The sequence below is a fragment of the Sphingobium sp. TKS genome, from assembly GCF_001563265.1.
GTDB lineage: Bacteria > Pseudomonadota > Alphaproteobacteria > Sphingomonadales > Sphingomonadaceae > Sphingobium.
Genome location: NZ_CP005083.1, coordinates 1,763,270 through 1,785,038 on the forward strand (window position 1 = coordinate 1,763,270; position 21,769 = coordinate 1,785,038).

General features: G+C 59.9%; 21 protein-coding genes. 16 read left to right on the forward strand and 5 right to left on the reverse strand.

Annotated features, from left to right (window positions below; genetic code table 11):
* The first annotated feature begins 23 nt into the window (after positions 1–23).
* Positions 24–2,408 carry a TonB-dependent receptor gene (locus K426_RS08880; RefSeq protein ID WP_066556051.1) on the forward strand — a complete coding sequence of 795 codons (2,385 nt, stop codon included), beginning with the start codon at positions 24–26 and terminating at the stop codon, positions 2,406–2,408.
* Positions 2,408–3,631, forward strand: coding sequence for a dipeptidase (locus K426_RS08885; protein WP_066556053.1), 1,224 nt, complete (start codon positions 2,408–2,410; stop codon positions 3,629–3,631). Before K426_RS08880 ends, K426_RS08885 begins: the two co-directional genes overlap by 1 nt.
* Positions 3,632–3,735: 104 nt before the next feature.
* Here the strand turns inward: K426_RS08885 and K426_RS08890 are convergent, their stop codons facing one another.
* A complete protein-coding gene (locus K426_RS08890; RefSeq protein ID WP_066556054.1) occupies positions 3,736–4,353 on the reverse strand; it encodes a hypothetical protein in 618 nt (205 codons plus the stop codon).
* Between the two features lie 183 nt (positions 4,354–4,536).
* Here K426_RS08890 and K426_RS08895 point away from each other — a divergent pair, with 183 nt between their 5' ends.
* Together K426_RS08895 and K426_RS08900 are read left to right on the forward strand one after the other, a co-directional pair.
* Positions 4,537–4,866, forward strand: a complete 330-nt coding sequence (locus K426_RS08895; protein ID WP_066556056.1) for a helix-turn-helix domain-containing protein — start codon at positions 4,537–4,539, stop codon at positions 4,864–4,866.
* Entirely contained in the window at positions 4,853–6,562 is a 1,710-nt protein-coding gene (locus K426_RS08900; RefSeq protein WP_237229986.1) for a SulP family inorganic anion transporter, read from the forward strand. The genes K426_RS08895 and K426_RS08900 overlap by 14 nt, the downstream gene beginning before the upstream one ends.
* Before the next feature lie 281 nt (positions 6,563–6,843).
* Here the strand turns inward: K426_RS08900 and K426_RS08905 are convergent, their stop codons facing one another.
* Positions 6,844–7,461, reverse strand: coding sequence for a TetR/AcrR family transcriptional regulator (locus K426_RS08905; protein WP_066556058.1), 618 nt, complete (start codon positions 7,459–7,461; stop codon positions 6,844–6,846).
* 134 nt (positions 7,462–7,595) lie between these two features.
* Here K426_RS08905 and K426_RS08910 point away from each other — a divergent pair, with 134 nt between their 5' ends.
* The 4 genes from K426_RS08910 to K426_RS08925 are packed head-to-tail and all read left to right on the forward strand — an operon-like array spanning position 7,596 to position 10,447.
* The gene (locus K426_RS08910) at positions 7,596–8,762 is read left to right on the forward strand and encodes a thiolase domain-containing protein (protein WP_066556059.1); all 1,167 of its coding nucleotides are present in this window, start codon (positions 7,596–7,598) and stop codon (positions 8,760–8,762) included.
* 9 nt (positions 8,763–8,771) lie between these two features.
* The gene (locus tag K426_RS08915; RefSeq protein ID WP_066556061.1) at positions 8,772–9,479 is read left to right on the forward strand and encodes a CoA transferase subunit A; all 708 of its coding nucleotides are present in this window, start codon (positions 8,772–8,774) and stop codon (positions 9,477–9,479) included.
* A complete protein-coding gene (locus tag K426_RS08920; protein ID WP_066561568.1) occupies positions 9,479–10,114 on the forward strand; it encodes a 3-oxoacid CoA-transferase subunit B in 636 nt (211 codons plus the stop codon). The genes K426_RS08915 and K426_RS08920 overlap by 1 nt, the downstream gene beginning before the upstream one ends.
* A 21-nt stretch (positions 10,115–10,135) precedes the next feature.
* Positions 10,136–10,447, forward strand: coding sequence for a DUF1330 domain-containing protein (locus K426_RS08925; protein WP_066556065.1), 312 nt, complete (start codon positions 10,136–10,138; stop codon positions 10,445–10,447).
* 120 nt (positions 10,448–10,567) lie between these two features.
* Here the strand turns inward: K426_RS08925 and K426_RS08930 are convergent, their stop codons facing one another.
* Positions 10,568–12,088, reverse strand: a complete 1,521-nt coding sequence (locus K426_RS08930; RefSeq protein WP_066556066.1) for an FAD-binding protein — start codon at positions 12,086–12,088, stop codon at positions 10,568–10,570.
* Between the two features lie 281 nt (positions 12,089–12,369).
* On the opposite strand from K426_RS08930, the gene K426_RS08935 reads away from it, so the two are divergent.
* The 8 genes from K426_RS08935 to K426_RS08970 all read left to right on the forward strand — a co-directional run bounded on the left by K426_RS08935 (position 12,370) and on the right by K426_RS08970 (position 20,278).
* Complete coding sequence (locus K426_RS08935) at positions 12,370–13,062, forward strand: TetR/AcrR family transcriptional regulator (RefSeq protein ID WP_066556068.1); 693 nt, start codon at positions 12,370–12,372, stop codon at positions 13,060–13,062.
* 175 nt (positions 13,063–13,237) lie between these two features.
* Positions 13,238–13,729 carry a nuclear transport factor 2 family protein gene (locus K426_RS08940; RefSeq protein ID WP_066556070.1) on the forward strand — a complete coding sequence of 164 codons (492 nt, stop codon included), beginning with the start codon at positions 13,238–13,240 and terminating at the stop codon, positions 13,727–13,729.
* An 85-nt stretch (positions 13,730–13,814) separates the two neighbouring features.
* Positions 13,815–15,029 (forward strand): acyl-CoA dehydrogenase family protein, encoded by a 1,215-nt coding sequence (locus K426_RS08945; RefSeq protein ID WP_066556071.1) that lies wholly within the window; start codon positions 13,815–13,817, stop codon positions 15,027–15,029.
* A 327-nt stretch (positions 15,030–15,356) separates the two neighbouring features.
* Positions 15,357–17,675, forward strand: coding sequence for a TonB-dependent receptor (locus tag K426_RS08950; protein WP_082748490.1), 2,319 nt, complete (start codon positions 15,357–15,359; stop codon positions 17,673–17,675).
* Positions 17,676–17,710: 35 nt separating this feature from the next.
* Positions 17,711–18,466, forward strand: coding sequence for an EthD domain-containing protein (locus tag K426_RS08955; protein ID WP_158511731.1), 756 nt, complete (start codon positions 17,711–17,713; stop codon positions 18,464–18,466).
* A gap of 53 nt (positions 18,467–18,519) precedes the next feature.
* Positions 18,520–18,933: a nuclear transport factor 2 family protein gene (locus K426_RS08960; protein WP_066556075.1), complete on the forward strand. Its 414-nt coding sequence runs from the start codon at positions 18,520–18,522 to the stop codon at positions 18,931–18,933.
* 61 nt (positions 18,934–18,994) lie between these two features.
* Complete coding sequence (locus K426_RS08965; RefSeq protein ID WP_066556076.1) at positions 18,995–19,312, forward strand: hypothetical protein; 318 nt, start codon at positions 18,995–18,997, stop codon at positions 19,310–19,312.
* 30 nt (positions 19,313–19,342) lie between these two features.
* The gene (locus K426_RS08970) at positions 19,343–20,278 is read left to right on the forward strand and encodes a helix-turn-helix domain-containing protein (protein WP_082748494.1); all 936 of its coding nucleotides are present in this window, start codon (positions 19,343–19,345) and stop codon (positions 20,276–20,278) included.
* Between the two features lie 406 nt (positions 20,279–20,684).
* Here the strand turns inward: K426_RS08970 and K426_RS08975 are convergent, their stop codons facing one another.
* Positions 20,685–21,002 carry a hypothetical protein gene (locus K426_RS08975; RefSeq protein ID WP_066556080.1) on the reverse strand — a complete coding sequence of 106 codons (318 nt, stop codon included), beginning with the start codon at positions 21,000–21,002 and terminating at the stop codon, positions 20,685–20,687.
* Between the two features lie 101 nt (positions 21,003–21,103).
* Entirely contained in the window at positions 21,104–21,748 is a 645-nt protein-coding gene (locus tag K426_RS08980; RefSeq protein ID WP_066556082.1) for a zinc-binding dehydrogenase, read from the reverse strand.
* Positions 21,749–21,769: the final 21 nt, after the last annotated feature.

The window sequence follows — 21,769 nt, forward strand, 5'->3', positions numbered from 1 at the left end:
AAAGGGCCGAAAGGGAGCCATTTATGCAGAAATTCTCGTCCGTTCGTCGTGCCGCACTGCTGCTGTCATGCTGCATCGGCGCCGTATCGCCTCATGCCTGGGCGCAACAGCCGGATACGGAAGAAGATGCCGGCACGATCACCGTCACCGGCCGGCGTATCTCCCAATCGGCGGAGGCCATTGGCGAGGACAAGGTCAGCAATGTCGTGGCGATCACGCGGGAAGCTCTGCTGTCGGCGCCATCGGGCATTTCGGGCCTGAAGATGCTGGAGCAACTGCCCGGCTTCAACGTTCAGACCGACGGCGCGCTGGGCCTCTATGAATTCGGCAACAGCGTCCAGACCCGCGCCTTCAACCTCGATCAGATCGGTTTCGTGGTCGACGGCATTCCGACGGGCCGCAGCGACGCCTTCGGCGGCAGCCCGGTGTTCCGCTATGTCGACAATGAAAATCTGGGCGTGGTCGAGGCCGCGGTCGGGGCAGGGGACGTCGGCCTGCCGAGCTATTCCACGCTTGGGCCGGTGGTGCAGTATAACAGCATCGCGCCGCAGGATGAGATGGGCCTGTTCGTATCGCAGAGCTTTGGCGATTTCGGCATGAAGCGCACCTTCATCCGCGCCAGCACCGGGCGGGTCGGCCCGTTCAAGGCCTATGTCAGCCGCACCAAGCTGGACAGCGACCTGTGGCGCGGCCCCGGATCGGTCGACCGCGAACATTGGGAAGGGCAGATCCACGCCGATCTGGGCGGCGATAGCTGGGCGCGGTTCAAATTCGTGTCGAACGACTTCTTCGACTATGACTCGCCCACCATCTCTCGCGCCCAATATAATTGCACGGTGAAAAGCGTGGTCGGCGCCTGCGGCCGTGATTTCGCCTATATCGAGAATGTGCCGAACACGACGGTCATCAACGGCACGATGCCATTCGCGCCGACGGTCCCAGGCGTCTATTATTCCAACCCCAATTATGCGCAGGTCTACAACCTCGCCATCAACGTGCGGAAGGACAAGCTTTACGGCGCGACCTTCCACGCGGGCATCGTGGACGGCGTGTGGGCCGAATCGACGCTCTATTGGGAAGATAAGGGCGGCTATGGCGTGTCGCCCGACACCTACTCCAACTCCTTGACCCGCTATAATGGTCAGGTCGCTGTCGGCCTGCCGGTCACGCGGCCCAAGGGGATCGAGTTCGGCCGGTCCGGCGTGGGGGGCGACCGTTATGGCATCACCACCAAGCTGCACTGGGAAATGGGCGCTAATACCGTCGAAGCAGGCGTTTGGGCAGAGGTAGACAAATATCACCGCACCCAGGCCCGCTACAACACGACCGACGGCGCACCTGACAGTGAGCCCAATCTCAATGAACTGGTCTATCTGCGCCGCGACTATCATTCCCAGCGCGACACGCTTCAGGTGTTCCTGAAGGATACGCTGAAGCTGGCGGACGATAAACTGGTACTGGACTTCGGCTTCAAGGGGCTGATGCTCGACTATCGCTATAATGGCTATCGCGACTTCGACGATTATTACCGGATCGTCGGTGGCGTGGCGCGCGCGGGCTATGGCCCGAGCATCAACACCGCCCATTACAAGGATATGTTCCTGCCGATGGCGGGCCTGCTCTACAAGATCGACGAGCGCACCCAGCTCTTCGCCTCCTATGCCGAGAATATGGCCCTGCCCAAGGGGATGGACGACATCTACTCCGTCATCCGTCCCGGCGGCCTGCGGGTGCCGCAGCCGGATGCCGAACGCTCGCAGAACATGGAAATCGGCGTCCGCACCAATCAGGGGCAGCTCTATGCCTCGCTCGCGGGCTTCTACACCAAGTTCAAGAACCGCATCCAGTCGATCACGACCATCCTGCCGGGCAGCGGCGGCGCCGCGACCGAGACATTCTATCAGAATGTCGGGCGGGTGCGGGCCTATGGCGCGGAGTTCAGCGGCACTTACAAGCCGTCCTTCCTGAACGGCCTTGCCTATACCAACCTCAACGTCACCTATAACAACGCCAAGTTCCAGGATGACATTCCGGCCGCCACGCCGATCCTGATCGCGGACAAATATATTCCCGACAGCGCGAAATGGATCGTCAGTGGTGGCGTGACGGTCGAACCGGCAAGCTGGTTGGTCGCCAACGTCTCGGGCAAATATACCGGCAAGCGCTGGTCGACCTTCACCAATCAGGCCGGATCGAGCGTGCCGGGCTTCACCGTGTTCAACGCCTATGTCGACATTGGTGACGGCTGGAGCTTCGGGCCGGTCAAGAGCGTCAAGGCGCGGTTCAACATCGATAATATCTTCGACAAGGACAGATTGTCCTATATCTCCTCCTCCGTGACCGGCGACGGCTTCTTCCGGCCGCTGTCGCCGCGCACGTTCCAGTTCACCATTTCGGGCGAGATTTGATGCGGAAAAGGATGATGGCGGGGGCGGCGCTGATCGCGCTGCTCCCGATTGCGGCGCCAGCGCAGGAGGTGCCGAAGAAAGTCTACCAGCTTCATCAGAGATTGCTGACGCTCGACAGCCATCTCGATACGCCCGCCTCGCTGGACCTGCCCGGCTGGTCGATCGAGGAGGAGCATGGGGTTCATAGCGACTATACCCAGGTCGACCTGCCGCGCATGAAGAAGGGCGGCCTCGACGGTGGTTTCTTTGCGATCTACACGCCGCAGGGACCGCTGACCGAGGAAGGCTTCCGCAAATCGCGCGACTTCGCGCTGCTGCGCGGCGTGTCGATCCGGGAGATGGTGGCGGCGGACCCGGCGAATTTCACGCTGGCGCTGGAGGCGAAGGACGCCGCGAAGATCGCGGCCTCGGGCAAGCGGGTCGTCTTCATGTCGATCGAGAACGCCTATCCGCTGGGCGAGGATGTGTCGCTGCTCAAGACCTTCTACGACATGGGCGTGCGGGTGTCGGGCTTCGCCCATTTCGCGCACAACCAGTTTGCCGACAGCTCCACCGATCCGTCGAAGAAGCCGCGCTATGGCGGCCTCAGCCCGCTGGGCAAGGAGCTGTTGAAGGAGATGAACCGCCTCGGCATCGTGCCGGACGCGTCGCACAGCAGCGATCAGGTGCTGGACGATCTGCTGGCGCTGTCCACCTCGCCGGTCCTGCTGACCCATTCGGGCTGCAAGGCGGTCTATGACCATCCGCGCAACATTGATGACGAGCATTTGAAGGCGCTGGCCGCCAAGGGCGGGGTGATCCAGATGAACGCCTATGGCGTCTATCTGCGCGCCTCCAAGCCCAATCCGCAGCGGCAGGAAGCGTTGAAGGCGCTCTTCGGCCAGTTGCGCGAGGACGCAAAGCTGTCGCCGGAAAAGCGCGCCGAATTGCTGGCCAAGCGGCAGGAAATCGACCGGCTCTATCCGGAAACGGACCGGGCGACCTTCGACGATTTCATGGCGCATATGCTCCATGCGCTCAAGGTGGCGGGGCCGGATCATGTCGGTATTGGCCTTGACTGGGACGGCGGCGGCGGCGTTGTCGGCCTGGAGGATGTGCTCGACCTGCCCAGGATCACCGCTGCCCTGTTGAAGGCGGGTTATAGTGAGGCGGATGTCCAGAAGATCTGGTCGGGCAACGTCCTGAGGGTTCTGGCCGCGGCTGAAGCAGCGAAGGGGTCGTAGAGCGACGGGCCGCAGCAGGGGCCGCCTGAATGAATGGCGCCCCTTGTCCTATGATGACGGTCCTTGGCGTTGCGTGGACGCCGCCGTCGCTTGTGTAGGGGCTGTCAGTCCGGCTTTTTCCTGCGGCCGGAAATGTGGCGCGACAATTCCAGGCCGAATTCTTCGGCAAGCTTCTCCCGGACGCCGCCGCCACGCACGATCATCTGCGCCCACCCGCTATGTCCGTTGCGAACCTCGACCCGGAAACTGCCCAGAGCTTGCGCGGATGCGGCATCGACCACGTTTACCGTGCCTTCCAACATGTCCGAGCTGGCGGCCAGCATCGCCATGGCGGCATCGGCGGTCTTCAGCCGGTCCAATGTGATCCGCAGGATGATGGGCGTGCCGTCGTTCAGCTTCCATTCCCGGGTGACGTCACGGATGACCAGCGGAAACATCTGCTTGAAAGGCATGGTGGCGTATAGTGCCCCATCTTGCGGTCCGGTTGGGTAGCTGGCGGGATCGAGCGGAGGCAAGCCGGCGTTGGCTCGCTTGCGCGCTGCCTTGGCATCGCTCTCCTGGAGTTCGGTGAGCATATCGGGTGCGAAATCCAGATCCATGCCGGTGATCCTGACCGGCTGACCGGCTGACAGGGCGAGCGGTTGGATTATCGTCACTTGCCGAGCCTGAGCGGCTTGCGCGAACAGCAATATCGGCAGCACGAACATCAGACGGCGATACATGGCGGTTCCCCCTGTCAACCGTTCCGCGATGACAGGGCTGACTTAAAACCCGCTTTCCGGTCATGATTAATGCCCTCTTGGGCGGGCTTCATCTATCCGGCGCACTTATGCTTATCCATATAGAAAATAGAATAAATGAAGCTTATGATTGCAATTTGATATATAATATATCATAAATCGACGATGATCACCTCGCAGCAAATGCGCGCCGCCCGCGCCCTTCTTGGCATCGACCAGCGCCAGCTCGCTGCGCTGGCCGGGGTGTCTCTGCCGACGATCCAGCGCATGGAAGCCTCTGATGGACAGGTTCGCAGCGTCGTTGACACGCTGGTGAAGGTCATCAACGCGCTCGAGATCGCCGGCGTCGAGATCATTGGTGAGAATGCAGTTTCCAATGGAATAGGGCGCGGAGTGCGCTTGAAGGAGACTGCGGCGGGCAAGCAGCCCCGGCGCACGCTTTCAATGCTGTTCGATCAAGCCGAATTGCCAGCGGACCAAGATGATGCATCGTGATGCGCGGCTTGCCGCCTTCACGCCGAAGCTCTTTACCGTCATAGGCACTGGCTATTCGTTCGATAATTTCCGCCGGGATGCCGTTGCGGGCCTGACGGTCGCGATCGTAGCGCTCCCGCTCGCCATGGCCCTGGCGATCGCGAGCGGAGCCTCGCCGGACAAGGGTCTTATCACATCCGTCATCGCCGGTTTTCTGATCTCCGCTCTTGGCGGTTCGCGGGTGCAGGTCGGCGGCCCCACCGGCGCCTTCGTGGTCGTCGTCTTCAACGTCATCGCGCAACATGGCTATGACGGGCTGCTGCTGGCCACGTTGATGGCGGGGCTGATATTGATCGTCGCGGGCTATTCTGGCCTTGGCAGTCTCGTACGGTTCATCCCCCAGCCCGTGGTGATCGGCTTCACTGCGGGGATTGCGGTCATCATCGCGTCCAGCCAGGTGAAGGATTTTCTCGGGCTGTCGATGAAGAGCGTGCCGGCGGATTTCATCCCCAAATGGCAGGCTTATTGGGATGCGCTGGGCAGCATCCGTCCCGACGCCCTGATGGTCGGCGTCGGATCGCTGGCGCTGATCATCGCCCTGCGGCTATGGGCGCCGCGACTGCCCGGTTTCCTGATTGCCATCATAATTGCTGCGGGGCTTGTAACGTTATTGCACCTGCCGGTCGCGACGATCGGATCGCGCTTTCCGAACCTGCCGACCGGGCTGCCTGCTCCGGCGCTGCCCGACATTTCGTTCGCCAAGTTGCAGTCGGTCATGTCCTCGGCCTTCATCATCGCCTTTCTCGCCGGGATAGAAGCGCTGCTTTCGGCGGTCGTGGCCGACGGGATGATCGGGTCCCGGCATCGGTCGAACCAGGAACTGGTTGGCCAGGGCGTCGCCAATCTGGCCTCGGCTCTGTTCGGCGGCCTGCCGGCGACCGGGGCCATCGCGCGCACGGCGACCAACATCAAGGCCGGTGCCATCTCGCCCGTCGCCGGCATGATGCATGCGATATTCCTGCTGCTGTTCGTCCTCTTCGCTTCCGATCTCATGGCCTATGTGCCCTTGGCGGCGCTTGCGGCGATCCTGTTCATGGTCGCCTGGGGCATGAGTGAACATCATCGCTTCATCCAATTGCTCCGCATGCCCAATGGGGATCGCGGCCTGCTGTTGCTCACCTTCGGCCTCACGGTGCTGGTCGATCTCACGGTAGCGATCGGCGTGGGCGTGACGCTGGCCTCGCTCCTCTTCATGATGCGCATGAGCAAGACGGTGGAGATTGCGAGCGACAATGATCGTCCGGCGCCAGATCGGGAGGAGGAAGATGAGGACATTCACCAGCGTGATGCGTTGCCCATGGGTGTCGAGGTGTTCCGGATCGACGGACCAGTCTTCTTTGGCGTCGCGAACGAATTGCTCGACACGCTGCGCCGTATCGGGCACGCGCCCAAAGTCATCGTCCTGCGGATGAGGCGCGTTCCCCTGCTCGATGCAAGCGGAGTTACCGCGATCGAGGAAATCGTCCGGCAAGCGACATCTACCGGCACGCAGATCATCCTTTCCGGTGTGCAGGCGCAACCAAAGGCGATGTTGGAGCGTGTCTGTCTGGGACCGGCGAGCCGCCGGGTCATCCATAGTGAGGACTTCCCCGAAGCGTTACGCATCGCCGCAGCGATCAGCGATGCGCCAGCGGTGGGTGGTGCCCGTCTCAATTGACCATCACCGATCTGAATTTCGCCATGAGTTAGCGGCGCAGCTGGGCCGTTCTGCGTTTCGATCGCAAGACGCACCGCTACAAATCGGTCCGAGGCGACCAAGCGCGCCAAGAACCCCGGCCGATGAAGCGCCGGATCTCTCGTTCTCGCCGGTGGCAAATCCGGGACAGGGTCAGTCCATGAAATCTGTAACATCGCTGCCCGGAGCCATTTACTCCGGGTGGTTCCAGATGCCGTGGAAATGAGTCGACGACTGCCGTCGAAAACAGGGTTTACGACAGATCACGCATCATCAGATTGAATTGCCTGAAGGCCCCACATCAGCAAACGATAGAGTTCGGCGAACGCAGTGTGGAAAGTGAGCCCGGCCTCCCGCAAAAAGATCGGGTCGTTGATTCGGGTGATTCCCGCGAGGCACACGCCGGCGACGAGATGAGCGTGCAGCGCCGCAAAGCGGCCCTCGCGAATGCCGTCTTCGACAATGGTGCGCAGCATGTCCATGCGTTCGCGCTGATGCTTGTCCAGCAGGGCACGCGCGGCGGGGAGGCTCTGGATGTCGGTGAGAAAATTTTCGGTCAGTCCGACCGTCTGGGTCACGCCCGGCGCCAAAAATGCTTCCAGCCGCGCTTTAGGATCCTGTTCCTGCTCGGCGCCCGCCTGGCCCAAGATGCGAATTCGCTCGGACCATCGTCCGACGATCAACAGAAACAGCGCACGCCGACTGGACGCAATCTCATAAAGAGCGCGTTTTGAGCAGTGCAACTCGGCGGCAAGATCATCCATCGTGACAGCGCGATAGCCGCGCGCGAAGAAAATAGCTTCGATTCCGGCGAGCAGTTCCAGCTGCCGTGGGCGCCAAGCTGAACCGGGGGGGGCTCCCGATTGTGGGGGATTATTCATGGTATGATCCAGACCGTCATGCAGCCCGATAACGCAGCCTCTAAGCGAAAGGCAATCTATACCCGATTGACAGTGAATTCAGATTGGTACAATTAAATTGAAATATGTACCACCTGGAAAGAGGAAGTCGGATCATGGATGCCTTCATCGTCGGCACGGGGCACACGCGGTTCGGCAAGCTCGACAGGCTCGGCCTGGAGGAGTTGATCAAGGATGCTGCGCAGGAGGCATTGGTAGATGCAGGTATCGAGGGGGCGGATGTCGATGGCGTCTGGCTAGGTCATTTCAATTCCGGTCTGGTGCCGGACGGCTTCTGCTCTTCGATGATCCTGCATGCGGACCCCGGCCTGCGGTTCAAGCCGGCTATCCGTTGCGAAAATGCCTGCGCCTCGGGCAGCGCTGCTCTTTATTCGGCGCTGGATGCGGTCGCGAGCGGCCGTTGTCGCGTGGCGCTGGTTGTTGGTGTCGAGAAAATGACGGGGCTCGATACGGTTGGCGTCACTGCTGCACTCAGTGGCGCCAGCTATCAGGCAGAAGAAGCGGGGCTTTCCTTTCCGCAAATCTTCGCTCGCTTCGCCCAAGCCTATGCGCAGGCCTATGAAGACCCCACTGAAGCGATGGCACGCATTGCGGTGAAGAACCACGCCAATGCGATGCGTAACCCCTTGGCGCATATGCGAAGGCCGATCGAGCTCGATTATGCTCTGAGCGTCTCTGATCGAAACCCGATGATCGCGCCGCCGCTCAAGCTGAGCGACTGTTCGCTGATCTCGGATGGCGCGGCGGCGGTCGTGATCGCGCATCGCTCGGAACTTGGCCGGTTCGATCGTGCCGTGGCATTCCGCGCCGCAGAGATGGTAAGCGACTATCTGCCGCTGTCGGCGAAGCGGCCCGAAACGTTCGAGGGGCCCGCGCGCGCCGTCGCCCAGGCTTATCTAACCGCCGGCGTCACAGTGGCCGATATCGGCTTGGCCGAAGTGCATGATTGTTTCACCATTGCCGAACTGCTGTCGGTCGAGGCACTCGGCCTGGCGCCTGGCGGGCACGGCTCCGGGGTCGTATGTGAAGGTCAGACGGAGCGGGGCGGCCGCCTGCCGATCAATCTGTCGGGCGGTCTCAAGGCCAAGGGACATCCCGTCGGCGCGACCGGCGTGTCGATGCACGTCATGATCGCGCGCCAGCTGCTCGGTGAAGCGGAAGATCTTCAGATCGAGACGTCGCCGGCGCTTGGCCTGTGCCTCAACATGGGTGGCGGCGCGGTCAATAGCGCCGTCTCCATCCTCGAAACTGCAAAGGCCTAAGGACGTTCGATGAACAAGACCTATTCGAGCGCGCAAGACGCCCTGTCGGGCCTGTTGAGAGACGGGATGACCCTGTGCGTGGGCGGCTTCGGGCTCGCCGGCATTCCTGAGCGGCTGATCGATGCCATTTTGGAATCCGGCGTTCGCGATCTCACGATCGTTTCGAACAATTGCGGAATCGACGATGTCGGTCTCGGAAAGCTGCTGCGCAATCGCCAAATCAAGAAAATGATCGCTTCCTATGTCGGGGAAAATAAAGAGTTCGAGCGGCAATATCTGGCCGGAGAACTGGAACTGGAATTCAATCCGCAGGGCACGCTTGCCGAGCGCATCCGGGCGGGCGGAGCAGGCATTCCCGGCTTCTACACGAAGACCGGCATTGGCACCCTTGTCACCGAGGGCAAGGAAATCAAGGAATTTGACGGACAGGCCTATGTCCTTGAACGCTGCATCCGTGCCGATCTGGCGATTGTCAAGGGGTGGAAGGCGGATGAAGCGGGTAACATGACGTTCCGCAAGACCGCGCGCAATTTCAACCCGGTCATGGCAACCGCGGCGCCGGTCTGCGTCGCGGAAGTGGAAGAGGTCGTGCCGGTGGGGAGCTTCGATCCGGATCATGTCCACCTGCCCGGCATCTATGTTAAGCGGCTGATTGTCGGCGCGCCTTATGACAAGCAGATCGAGTTCCGTACCGTGCGGCAGAAGGAGACGGCATGATGGGTTGGGATCGCAACCAGATGGCGGCGCGGGCGGCGCGCGAACTGCAGGACGGCTATTACGTGAATCTGGGCATCGGCATTCCGACCCTGGTGGCTAATAACATCCCCGATGGCATGACCGTCACGCTCCAGTCGGAAAATGGCATGCTGGGCATCGGCCCTTTTCCCTATGAGGGGGAAGAGGATGCCGATCTGATCAATGCGGGCAAGCAGACGATTAGCCAGCTTGCATCTTCAAGCTTCTTTTCCTCGGCTGACAGTTTCGCGATGATCCGGGGCGGGCATATCGATCTTACTGTGCTGGGCGCGATGGAGGTTTCCGAAGGCGGTGACATCGCCAATTGGATGATTCCGGGCAAGATGATCAAGGGCATGGGCGGCGCGATGGACTTGGTCGCAGGTGTGAGGAAGATCATCGTGGCGATGGAGCACAGCGCCAAGGACGGTAGCCCTAAATTCATTCCTCAATGCACCCTGCCGCTGACCGGCAAGAATGTCGTCGACATGATCATCACCGACCTGGCGGTGTTTCAGCGGACCGATCACGCTCAGGCCTTCCGATTGATCGAGATGGCGCCTGGCGTCACGGCCGACGAGATCGCTGCGAAAACCACCGCCCATTACATCGTCTGAATAACAGCGGAGGAGCATGTCATGTCCGCAATCATGATCGTCTGCATGACCATGTTGGATGAAGGTTGGACGCAACGCTATTTTGCCGAAGTGCCCGCGCTGCTGGCGGCCCATGGCGCGCGCCAGCTGAGCGGCGGACGCGGCGTGGAGCGGCTTGAAGGCGAGGGGCCAGCGCCCGATCGCGCCGCCGTGTTCGAATTTCCCGATTTGGCGGCCGCTCGCAGCTTCATGGCGGACCTGCGTTATCAGCCTTATCTGGCATCCCGTCGGGCCGGATCGCGGTCCGACATCTATCTGTTCGAAAATGCTCTGGTCTCGGGGCAGATCGCCTGAAGTGCCGAACGGTAGGGCAAACCGCTTTCAAATCATCTTTTCCACGCCAGCAGTATGACCCAGATCCGCCGTTTCAACACGAGCGTATTTTCGTTGTGACCGGATCAAGATGACCGCTTCTCACGGCAGCAGTTCATGCACCAAATTCTTCCTCGATCGCCGCGCGATATTCTTGGCGGCTATATAGCCGAAGGTCATCGCAGGACCGATCGCCAGCCCGCCAGCTGGATAATGTCCACGTACCAGGGAATTCATGTCGAGACCGGCGGCATATAGCCCTTCTATCGGTGCACCCTCCGCTCCGATGACACGAGCCTCGCCATCGGCCTCCAGCCCACTGACTGTGCACAGATCACCCGGATGAAGGGTGATTGCGTAGAAGGGGCCATCCTTGATTGGGGCGACATTGGGGTTGGGCGTGTGATCGAGATCGCCCATGGCCGTCGAATAGACGTCTTCACCTCGACGGAATTCAGGGTCTGCGCCCCGGCGCGCGCCATCATTATAGCGTGCGACGGTGCTTGCCAAGGCGCCAGGAGGAAGGTCCAGCATTCGGGAAAGTTCCAATATCGACCGTCCACGCATCAGATAGCCGGAGCGAAGATGCTTGCCGAACCGAAACGGCGCCGGGCGGACAAGGCCGGCGCCATAGCGTCGCAGGAAGCGGTGGTCCATGATCAGATAGGCGCGCTTGAGTCCCAGTGTGTTCATCGTGTTGACGAAATGCTGGTAGTGAAAGGCTTCGTTGACGAACCGGATGCCTTTGTCGTTCACTGCGATGGCACCTGGAAGGTGGCGGTCGAGCGCGAAATGCGCGAAGGTCCGATCCTCGCCCGTGGGATTGTGTTCGACCGACATGGGCATCCAGATCGCATTGGCTGCGTTATCGGTGATATGCCGTCCCCCCAGGCGTTGCGCCATGCTGATGCCATCGCCGCTACATTCTCGGGGTTGATAGGACCAGGCCTCATCCGGTTGCACCAGATGCATCCGGCGCATGGCATCGTTGGCGCCGTAGCCGCCGGACGCAAGCACGACGCCGAAGCGCGCCCTGACCGGAGACCGTTTGCCTTGGTGCTCTACCATGAGACCCCGAACAGCCCCTTCTTCCTCTATCAGCTCGACGGCGGCGGTCTCCGCGCGCAGGGCGACCCCGCATTCCGCCGCAGACAGAAGCAGGCGCGCCGCCAGGGCGTTGCCGCCGACCAGACGTGTCGTGCGGCCATGGCGCAGCTTGTCGGTGATGAAGCGTCCGAGCAGTCGCAGCATGTAGAGGGCCGCCTTCGGCGAGCGCGTCACCTTCATGGCGATGGCCGCGTCAGCGAAATTGAACTGCATGCCCTGAAGGGTCAGTTCCGCGCGAGCCGGCCGCAGCCTGCGTAACAGGGCGCCCATCTCACGCCCGTCAAAGTCCTTCGTAAACATCGTTCGTCCGACATGCGCGCCAGCGTGGGATGGCTCGTAGTCAGGCAGAAGGCTGGGTTCGAAGCGGACATGGGTGTTGGCTTCGACGAAGCGGACCATTTCGGGTGCCGCTTCCAGATAGGCGCGTACAAGCGCGTCATTGTAATCTGGCCCAAGCGCGTTTTCGAGATAGTGACGCGCGTCCTCCAGATCATCGGCGAGATCTATTTCCGCCATGTGAGGGTCGTCCAGCCAAGTGCTCTTTTCACTTTTGTTCGGAAACGCACAGCCGCTTTCCCTCCTTATCGCTGCCTGTCCTTTCTGTTCATCTATCATCGGCTTGCCGTGCGAGCCTTGTCCGAGAGACTTCAAACTCTTGCACCTCAGACGTCATGCCGGGTCGTCGGTCGTCGTCGCACAATGTATAGACGCCCGTCGCGGCGCGACTCATCGTGCCGCTGTTGAGAGAAGGGGCACCGGAACGTTGCCCATTTTCGAAATCGGGTTGGGACAAGAGCGTGAACCAGGCATCGGCTGCACAGGAAGATCATAGGGTCACGTTTGCGCGCGCCCGCCGCGAACGGATGCGCAGCCGGCTGCTGCAGGCGACGTTCGACGTTTATACTGCCGATCGGGGGATAAACGATCCGGCGGTGATCGACGACGTCATCCGAGCGGCCGGAGTTTCGCGCGCGACCTTCTACAAATATTTCTCATCTCTCGAAGAGGCTGCGGCGGAGCTCGGGCATCAACTGGCGGACGAGATGGTGCGCGTGCTTGATCCCATTCAGGATCCGCTCACTGAACCGCTGATTCGCGCGAGCGTCGGCATCCAGTTCTTCCTGTGGCGTGCGGTGGATGAACCCAATTGGGGTAATTTCGTTGCGCGAAGCAGGCATGTCGTGAGCGAGACGTCGCCCTTCATGCGTCGCGTCACAGGCGACGTCGACGATTTGGTCCGGGCGGGAGTGCTGAGTTTCGCGCGGCTCGATGCGGCGGTTACCTTCAATAATGGTGCGTTGATGAACGGCATAAGCACGATCAGCCAGGGCGTGGAGCGCCCTGCTGAGTTCATCGAATCGCTGACCATCATGATGCTTTGCGGATTTGGTGCCACGCAGGACAGTGCCATCGATGGTCAGAAAAGGGGCTCCGATTTTCTGCGCAGAACAGCACCCAGCCATTATGAATGGTGGCGCGCTCATCGCTGAGCGCTGCCTAGAATAACGCATATATCTTTGAAATCTATTGCGTTTCGTCCTTGGCGTGCGGCGGTTTCGTCGCGCGACGGAACGCCGTGGCGGCGCGCAACGAAGCTATTGACGCTACTAGAATCTAATAGTAGACAAAATGTCACTATTAAAAATGACGACATCGGGAGAAGGTATGGCGACCACTATAGCCAATAGCGCGGACGTGCTTGACCGGCGCTTCCTCAACAAGACGCCGCAGGAAGAAATCGAATATGCGCTGGACCTCGTCGAGCAGCATTTCCATGAAGAAAACCCTTCACAGATCGATGCTTGCATGCGTCTCTATAGCGACGACGCTATATGGGACGCACCGGCTCGCGGGGTGTCGTACAAGGGCAAGGAACAGATCCGGAAAAATTATCTGGGCGTGTTTGAAGCTGCCGAGGGTATCCAGTTCTTCCCGATTGATCGCTTTGGCACTGCGGATCGGGTTGTTGACGACATGTGGGTGACGTTCAAGGTTCGCGGGCCGGGTTTCGAAAACTGCCCTTATCCGGTCGGAACCCATGTCAAGATGCGGCTCGTCCATATCTTCCATATCCGTGACGGGTTGATCAGCCGCGAGGGCGGTTACGAGAGCTGGGCGATCGATCCCCGGCCAGGCGTAAGCCCCCTCGATTATTGAGCAGACCGCCCGACAGGGCGGCTCCGCGGCATCGTAAAATCAAACAACGGACAGTCGTAACGACTGTTCGAGCAGGAGAGCTATTATGGCGACGCATCCGGTTCAGGCCGGGCCGGGCGGCGACCCGGTCAATCCGGTCATGGCCGCGACCGCATTGGTTGCAGAACTCAGGAAGAGAACGCCCGAGATCAATGCGCTTGGTCGACTGCCCAACGATCTGGTCGACAAGATGGTGGAGGCGGGTCTGTTTTCCCTCACCATCCCACGCCAATATGGCGGGCAGGAGATCGATTGGCGGACCTATATGGAGGTTCTCGTCCAGGTCGGGCGCGGAAACGGGTCGGCGTCTTGGGTGCTGGCGATCTTGAACACCGTCAATTGGATGGTGGCGGCGATGTTCCCGAAGTCGGTGGCCGACAGGGTCTTCGCAACGCCGGGCGGATTTCGCGCGGCAGCAGTCCAGACGCCGCGGCAGTATAATATCCGCAAGGTCGATGGCGGCATTCATATCGAGCAGGGCCGCTGGCCGTTCAATTCGGGCATCTATCACGCAAATTGGGATGGGCTCGGCGTACCGAGCTTCGACGCTGATGGTAATGAGGTCGCGCTCGACTGTCTTGCGCTGGTTCCCGCCGACAAGGTGAAGATCCTTGATGACTGGAATGTCGTTGCGATGCGTGGCACGGGAAGTTCGACCGTCATCGTCGAAGACCTGTTCGTGCCGGACGAATATATCACATCCATGTCCGACGCCGGCAGAGGCATTTACAATTCGCCGCATCTGGCCGGGCAGCCCTCTTATCGTTCGCCTTTCATGCCGTTGTTCACGGCGACGCTGGGCTTCCCTGTCCTGGGCATGGGTTATGGTGCGCTCGACATCTTCATCGAGCAGATGAAGACCAAGAAGCTGTTTTATTCGCGGTATGACGACCAGCGGGACGCGCCTATTACCCATTTGCAGTTGGGAGAGGCTTCCGCCAAGCTCGATGCCTGTCGTTATCTGCTTGGAAACGCAGTCGACGAAATCCAGGATTCGGCCGAGCGCGGTGGCGATATGGCGCTGGATGACCGGGCTCGGCTGAAGCGCGATATCGGTTTCAGCAACCGCATGGTCTGTGAGGCGATCGACCTGTTGGCTACGGCATCAGGTGCTTCACTGGGCGGGGCGTCTAATGCGTTTACGGCCGTGTGGCAGGATATTCGCGTCGGCCATGTCCATGCCACTCTGGCGCCGAATACCAATCTTGAAACCTATGGTCGTTTGCTCGTGGGACTTGATCCAGGGCATCCTTTCGTTTGAATGGATCGTCGCTCAAAGGATGTGCGGCTCGGCCTCCCGCTGATTTTCTGGAAAAGGCGATCCGGCGGACAGCTTTTGAGTTTCGCCTTAGCTGATGGCACGGGCCGCATTTGAGAGAAAATGTTGTCCCCAAGCCAATGTCGGCCTGCATATGCCGCCGGCACATTCCGGCCGCGGGCCGAACTCGACAGGCAATAAAATTTGAGGATTTACTCAATTTTGTTGACGATCGAGCAGGCGCGATCATACACCAAAGAGACTGAGAATTCATTCAGAATGCGCTGCGAGCGCATCGCTCTCAGATAATCGAAATAAAGGGAGGATATCATGTCGAAGCAACTGCGCATCCCTCGTCCTATGCTGCTGGCCGGCCTGCCGCTCGCGATGGTCAGCACATATGGGCCGGCATGGGCCCAATCCGGGGCGGGATCTGCATCCAGAGACGTTGGCATCGGCGATATTGTGGTGACGGCGCAGCGCCGGTCGGAAAAGCTGAACGATGTCGGGATCTCGGTCGTTGCAGCATCAGGCGACAGCTTGCTTGCGAAAGGTGTCGCCAGTACGGCGGATCTCACCAAGATCGTTCCTGGGCTTACCGCGACCGAAACCCCCTATGGCACGCCGGTGCTGACCTTGCGCGGCGTTGGCTTCTATGAATCAAGCCTTGCTGCAAGTTCGCCGGTTGCAGCTTATGTCGATGAAATTCCGCTCCCCTATACCCGGATGGCGCTGGGCACATCGCTCGACATTCAACGTGTGGAGGTCCTCAAGGGGCCGCAAGGTACACTTTACGGCCAGAACTCGACTGGCGGCGCGATCAATTTCATCATGAACAAGCCGACCGATGAATTCAAGGCGGGGTTCGATGCCAGCCTCGGTCGCTTCATGGACACAGATGTGCAAGGCTTCATCAGTGGTCCGCTGTCCAACACCGTGCGCGCTCGCCTGGCAGTACGTACGCACCAGAGCGGGGACTGGCAGAAGAGCGTGTCGCGTGATGATACGACCGGTTCCACGCATGTGACCATGGGCCGCATGCTGATCGACTGGCAGGCCAGCGAGGCTCTCACGTTCGAACTCAACCTCAACGGATTCATCGACAAGTCCGATAGTCAGGCCTTGGCTGCGACCAGTTTTCAGCCCAATAATCCCCAGGCGGTCCAGCCCGAAGAACTGGCCGCGGTCTTTACACCACCGGGTGACAATCGACTGGCCGACTGGGATGCCGACAAGAATTTTCGCCGGAACAACTGGTATTATCAGGCCGCGTTGAAGACGACCTTCGCGATCGGTGACAGTGCCGACGTCATCGCCATCACGGCCTATCAGCACTTCAAGCAAGATCAATTCGTAGATTCCGATGGAACGAATGCGGAGGCCGTCGGAAGTACGCAGGACGGCTATGTAAAAAGCTTCTCGCAGGAGCTGCGTTTGCAAGGCCAGGCCGGCCGGCTGAAATATGTGCTTGGCGGTAATTATTCTTATGACAGAATCTACGACAATACGCTTTATATCATCCGCCACGGCTCTCAGGCACATGGTCTTGACGCGCTCGGCCTGGATATCGGGATCGGTCGGACCCATTCACGACAGTCCGCCAAAACCTATGCCGGCTTTGGCAATCTGGACTATGAACTGACCAGCGGTCTAAATCTGCAGGCGGGCATTCGCTACACCAAGCAGACCCGCAAATTCGAAGGATGCCTGGGCGATCCGGGGCCGATCGGTGGCGGGAAATGGGCCAATCTTTTCAGCTATATTTACGGAACCACCATTCCGGTCGGTGGATGTACCACGCTCAATCCCGCGACCGGCTTTATCGGCATGGAGCGGGATAGCAGCAGCGAAGACAATATTTCATGGCGCGGGGCGATCAACTACAAGCCCTCGCCTGGGACTCTTCTCTACGCCAGTGTCGCGCAAGGCTATAAGCAGGGAAGTTTTCCGACTGTCGGCGGCAATTCGAGCACGCAATATACGCCAGCGAAACAGGAAGGCATTCTGGCCTATGAAATCGGCACGAAACTGTCGCTGCTGGATCGTCACCTTCAGCTAAACGGCGCGCTCTTCTACTATGACTACAGCGACAAGCAATTGCGCGGCAAGGTGTCGGACATCATCTTCGGCACGATCGAGCAGCTGTTCAACATTCCCAAGTCCCAGGTAAAGGGCGCGGAACTGCAGATTATCGCGGCGCCTGTGACCGGTCTGACGCTGGAAGGAAATTTGACCTATTCGGACTCGAAGGTAAAATCCGACTTTCCCAGCCTCACGCCGATCGGCGTTGCCACCAATTTGAAGGGAGAGTCCTTCGAACTGACCCCGAAATGGGCAGCGAACGCGAGTGTCAACTATGATGCTCCGATCAGCGATACGATCAACGGCTTTGCCGGTGTCGACGTCAATTATCAGGGCCGGACCCATGCGGGATACGGCGGAGATCCGCTGTTCACGATCGCCCCCTACACGCTCATCGATCTGCGAATCGGCATCCACGCCCGGGATGATGCATGGCGGGGCCAGCTGTGGATACGCAATCTGACCGACAAATATTATTGGACCAACGCCAATTATCTCGGCGAGTTCACCTATCGACAGACCGGACGACCTCGCACTTATGGCGTTTCTGTCAGCTATCGGTTCTGACGCTTCCCGCAGGCATGGTTTCGGAGGACGGCAAGATGTTGAAGTTCATGCCGGTATTCACCAATCGGAAGGATATCAGCCGGCAACGCTGCCTGGATCATTATCGCTGTCGGCATGGCAAGCTGGCCGCGTCCGTCCCCGAATTTAGTCGGCACATGGTGAAATATGTGCAGAATTTCCTCATGGAGGAGGATCGCGACAAGGGTGTTGCAGGAAGTGCCTATGTTGGTGTTTCCGAATGCTGGTTCTATAGCCTGGACGCTTTCTGGACGGCCTTTGCCGAGCCCCGCTATGCCGAGTTGCGCGAAGACGAGAAGCGCTTCCTCGACTTGGATGATCTCCTCCTCGTTGCCGCTTCGCCGTCGCACATTTTCGGACCGACCGAGGACTGTGCGGTGAAGCTTTTCCGCTTCATGGCATTGGATTCCACGGCCGATCCCGCTGCCGCGAAAATCTATTGGGAAACAGGATATAGTGCGGCGGTACGCGACGATCGCCGCCTACGGCGCGTCATCCGCTCCTATGTGCAAAATCGGCCCATGGAAGGGTTCGTGCATAATTTCCCAGCGGCAAAGGGCTGCGACGCGGCGGACGAGTTCTGGTTCGATCATGCCGACGCACTGCCCGATTTTTTTGCGGCGGAGGCCGCGCTGCGGCAGCGATCCGGCCACGACCGACATTTCGATGCGGCGCGGACGATCCAGTTCGCGACGACCACCAAGCTGCTGTGGGATCTGGGAGAAGATCCGGCGGTCGGTTGCTTCCGCGTCCCACTTGTCGGGGAAGGCTGAAGAAAGTTCGCTTCGGTCAGCCCGAGGCGATTATCATGAAGAAAGGAGAGAGGATGAGCGTGCAGGATAATAAAAAAGTCGTGAAGGACTTGTTTGACGCCATTTCCAAAGGTGACGTTGCTGCAATCAGCGCGCTGACGACGGACGATGTGACTTGGTGGGTAGCGCCGAACAACAAATTTTCGGGTTTGCACTCGAAAAGCGCGTGGCTCGAGATCATTCCCCAACTGTTCGCTGGAGCTGCGGGCCCGCTGACATTTCGTATCGACGAGGTGACAGCCGAGGATGATCGCGTCAGCATGACCGCCAAGGGCCATCTGCTGCTGCGCAGCGGCAAGGTCTATGAAAGCGACTATCATTTCCTTCTGTGGGTACGCGACGGCAAGGTGTCGGCGTGCAAGGAATATGCGGACTCCGTTCATATTGGCCAAATCTTCGGCTTCCCGGAAGAGCTGGCCGTCGCGTGAAGGGAACGGTCACCGCGCCGCTCGAGAACTGGCGCTCGTGGATCTATTGAGGAGGACGGTCATGTGGATTAGAAGCGCTTTCTTCGAGGGGCCGCCGGCGCAGGAGAATGCCGCGGCGTTCCGCGATGCGATCGAGCGGGAGGTCGCTCCGGCGATCGCCTGTCTCGACGGCGTTCGCGACGTGGAAACCTTATGGCCGCGCGCGATCGAGGATAGAAACGATGACATGCTCTGTCAGATGCTCGTTCATTTCGACGATGAGAGCGGTATTGCTCGCATGATGGCCAGCGAGGGGCGCGCCGACGTGCGCGCCAAGGTTGCTGAACTGACGAAGGTGATGGAGATTAGGATCAGCCACATCAATTATGAAGTGACCTGAATAGGCGAGAAACCGCCGCAGGAGGGTATCATGGCGAACGCGATCCAGTGGACAACTCCCGATGCCGATGTCCGGACATCGGTTCGTCTTTGGTGTGAATCGATTGGCAGTGAGATATTTGGCATGGCCGTCGACACGCTGTGCCCCGATCATTTCGCGGCGCGGTTCGATGTCAGGAGCTTTGGAGGAAGCGACATCATCCGCGTCGCCAGCAGCCCGCAGCATTTGCAGCGCACGAAGACGGCGATCACTTCGGACGGAAGTGATGACATCATCGTGAACCTGTTGCTGGAAGGAGAAGTCAGGTTCGGCCAGTTCGGTCGGGAAGATATCGCGTGCGCGGGCGACTGTTTCGTCGCGGATTCAGCCATGCCATATTTTCACCATTTCTCTCTGCCGTTGCGCACGTTGAGCTTCCGGCTACCCCGGCCGTGGGTCGAGCGTCATTCGCCCCATGTCGAGGATCTTTCCGCGCGTCGTATTGACGGGGCAAGCTCTTGGGGACGAGCGCTGGCCGCCTATCTCCTGGCGATTGATGAGGGCGGCGATAGCGGCGAGGTCGACCCCACAGTCATGCTGGAACAAGGACTGCAACTATTGCTCATGGCGCTGGCCCCGGCGCGCCGCGAGACTACCACGCATCAGGTTGCGTTACTGCGCCGGGCCTATGGCGCGATTCGCGAACGGCTGGGCGAGGAGGGGCTGAAGCCTGCCGACGTGGCGCGTACGCTCGGCATTTCAAGGAGCTATCTTCATGCCCTTTTCGCGCGGGAATCGAGCAGTTTTTGCACGGTACTTGAAAATATGCGCATAGCGCATTCCATGACCCTGCTTGACGGCGGTGACGCGCGGTTGACAATCGCAGAGGTCGCTGCGCGATCGGGTTTCGCCAGTGCAGCGCATTTTTCGCGGAAGTTTCACCTTGCCAAGGCCATGACGCCGACCGAATATCGAAGACGCCATTGATGCATACATGAATGGAGGGCAGGGCAGCGCCAGATATGATCGGGACCGGGAATATCAGTCGACCTTCTTGACGGAACGTCTGTTCTTGGCTGCCGGTTCGAGGGTTATAAGATATGGGAGGACGTCATGGTCTCCCGCGCAGTGCGCCATGGGAAGATTAGTCAGCCGCGGAGCCTCCACTTCGGGAACGCCTAGCATATGCAGGGAGGAGGCGATCGCCAAATGGCCGGTCGCAGAAAAGCGGCAGGTGAGGCGCTCGCATTTCCGGCAAGAATGTTTTGCGACGATCACAGCGACTTCATCCGCTGCCTCGCGCGCGCAAGCGAGTGCCTTGGTCCCGGATCGATAATGACGGCGATCCGTTCATGCTTGCCCGCCGTCTCAGCAGGCAGGTGCGTCTAATGGTTTAAACGACCTGATAGTTGATGTGACTGATGTGCACATCGATCAGTTGGGACAGTTGGGCCACCCTGGCACGTACGGCGGCCCGGCCTTCACTAGCCAGCATGCGGGCGATGCCGCTTTCGGCGTCGAAGCGGACCAGCATCTGGCCCAGCATATGATCCGAGCGGTCCTCGATCGACTGCGGCCAGAGCATTTCGACCGACATCACCCCGTCCAGGTGCGCAATCGCAGGGACGATCTCCTGTTCGATTGCGGTACGAAAGGCCGACTCCTGCTGCTGGCCGGATGGTCCTTCAAAGAAAGCGCTTCTGATCCACATAAATCCTCCCTTGCTGGTCGACGATGAGTTGGAAATTGCCGTGGAAGCGGGAAGGTCAGCCCTCAGGGGATGACGACGATACGAGCTCGCGAACCGTTGATCTAGGCCCGCCATGCCTCTTCAAACTTATCCAGGGGATGGGAGCGTATCGCGATCTGAATATCGCCTAAGAGCGCATGCTCGCACAGCCGGCCATAGGCCTCTATCTGCTGCTTCCGAGGAGCGTGATAATAGGCAAAGCCCAGGACATCGAGGGATTGCATCCGCGCGGGTTGCGCATCGCGCCTGAGACTGGGGGACAGCGGCGACCCAATCTGGACCATCCGTCCGCCATGGCGCATGGCCGTCAGGGCCGCTTCGGCAGGAGCGCCATTGAGATAATCAACGACAATGTCGGCCCCACCCTCCGCTGCATCGAGCATTCGTTCCGCAAGAGAATGCGGATCGTTCAGATCGATGATCGCATCGGCGCCCAGCGAAAGGGTCTGCTGAAGCGCGGCCGCATGTCTTCCTGCCGCTACGATGCGACCGGCACCCAGCAGGCGCGCTGCTGCCACCGCTATGAGGCCCGAGATGCCCGTGGCGCCAAGGATGACTATGGTCTCCCCCGCCTGCATCCGCGCTCGCCACGACAAGGGAAGCCATGCGGCCAGTCCCGCATTGCCCAGAGCGGCGGCCAGATCATCCGGCACAGGCTCGGGCACCGGAAGCCCCCTGCCGGCATGGACGAGCGCATATTCCGCCATCGATCCATAGGGGGCGACCAG

Excerpts from the sequence above, each read along its gene's own strand:
- K426_RS08880 (WP_066556051.1), top strand. The coding sequence starts at position 24 with ATGCAGAAATTCTCGTCCGTTCGTCGTGCCGCACTGCTGCTGTCATGC.
- K426_RS08885 (WP_066556053.1), top strand. The coding sequence starts at position 2,408 with ATGCGGAAAAGGATGATGGCGGGGGCGGCGCTGATCGCGCTGCTCCCG.
- K426_RS08890 (WP_066556054.1), bottom strand. The coding sequence starts at position 4,353 with ATGTATCGCCGTCTGATGTTCGTGCTGCCGATATTGCTGTTCGCGCAA.
- K426_RS08895 (WP_066556056.1), top strand. The coding sequence starts at position 4,537 with ATGATCACCTCGCAGCAAATGCGCGCCGCCCGCGCCCTTCTTGGCATC.
- K426_RS08900 (WP_237229986.1), top strand. The coding sequence starts at position 4,853 with ATGATGCATCGTGATGCGCGGCTTGCCGCCTTCACGCCGAAGCTCTTT.
- K426_RS08905 (WP_066556058.1), bottom strand. The coding sequence starts at position 7,461 with ATGAATAATCCCCCACAATCGGGAGCCCCCCCCGGTTCAGCTTGGCGC.
- K426_RS08910 (WP_066556059.1), top strand. The coding sequence starts at position 7,596 with ATGGATGCCTTCATCGTCGGCACGGGGCACACGCGGTTCGGCAAGCTC.
- K426_RS08915 (WP_066556061.1), top strand. The coding sequence starts at position 8,772 with ATGAACAAGACCTATTCGAGCGCGCAAGACGCCCTGTCGGGCCTGTTG.
- K426_RS08920 (WP_066561568.1), top strand. The coding sequence starts at position 9,479 with ATGGGTTGGGATCGCAACCAGATGGCGGCGCGGGCGGCGCGCGAACTG.
- K426_RS08925 (WP_066556065.1), top strand. The coding sequence starts at position 10,136 with ATGTCCGCAATCATGATCGTCTGCATGACCATGTTGGATGAAGGTTGG.
- K426_RS08930 (WP_066556066.1), bottom strand. The coding sequence starts at position 12,088 with ATGGCGGAAATAGATCTCGCCGATGATCTGGAGGACGCGCGTCACTAT.
- K426_RS08940 (WP_066556070.1), top strand. The coding sequence starts at position 13,238 with ATGGCGACCACTATAGCCAATAGCGCGGACGTGCTTGACCGGCGCTTC.
- K426_RS08945 (WP_066556071.1), top strand. The coding sequence starts at position 13,815 with ATGGCGACGCATCCGGTTCAGGCCGGGCCGGGCGGCGACCCGGTCAAT.
- K426_RS08950 (WP_082748490.1), top strand. The coding sequence starts at position 15,357 with ATGTCGAAGCAACTGCGCATCCCTCGTCCTATGCTGCTGGCCGGCCTG.
- K426_RS08955 (WP_158511731.1), top strand. The coding sequence starts at position 17,711 with ATGTTGAAGTTCATGCCGGTATTCACCAATCGGAAGGATATCAGCCGG.
- K426_RS08960 (WP_066556075.1), top strand. The coding sequence starts at position 18,520 with ATGAGCGTGCAGGATAATAAAAAAGTCGTGAAGGACTTGTTTGACGCC.
- K426_RS08965 (WP_066556076.1), top strand. The coding sequence starts at position 18,995 with ATGTGGATTAGAAGCGCTTTCTTCGAGGGGCCGCCGGCGCAGGAGAAT.
- K426_RS08970 (WP_082748494.1), top strand. The coding sequence starts at position 19,343 with ATGGCGAACGCGATCCAGTGGACAACTCCCGATGCCGATGTCCGGACA.
- K426_RS08975 (WP_066556080.1), bottom strand. The coding sequence starts at position 21,002 with ATGTGGATCAGAAGCGCTTTCTTTGAAGGACCATCCGGCCAGCAGCAG.
- K426_RS08980 (WP_066556082.1), bottom strand. The coding sequence starts at position 21,748 with ATGGCGGAATATGCGCTCGTCCATGCCGGCAGGGGGCTTCCGGTGCCC.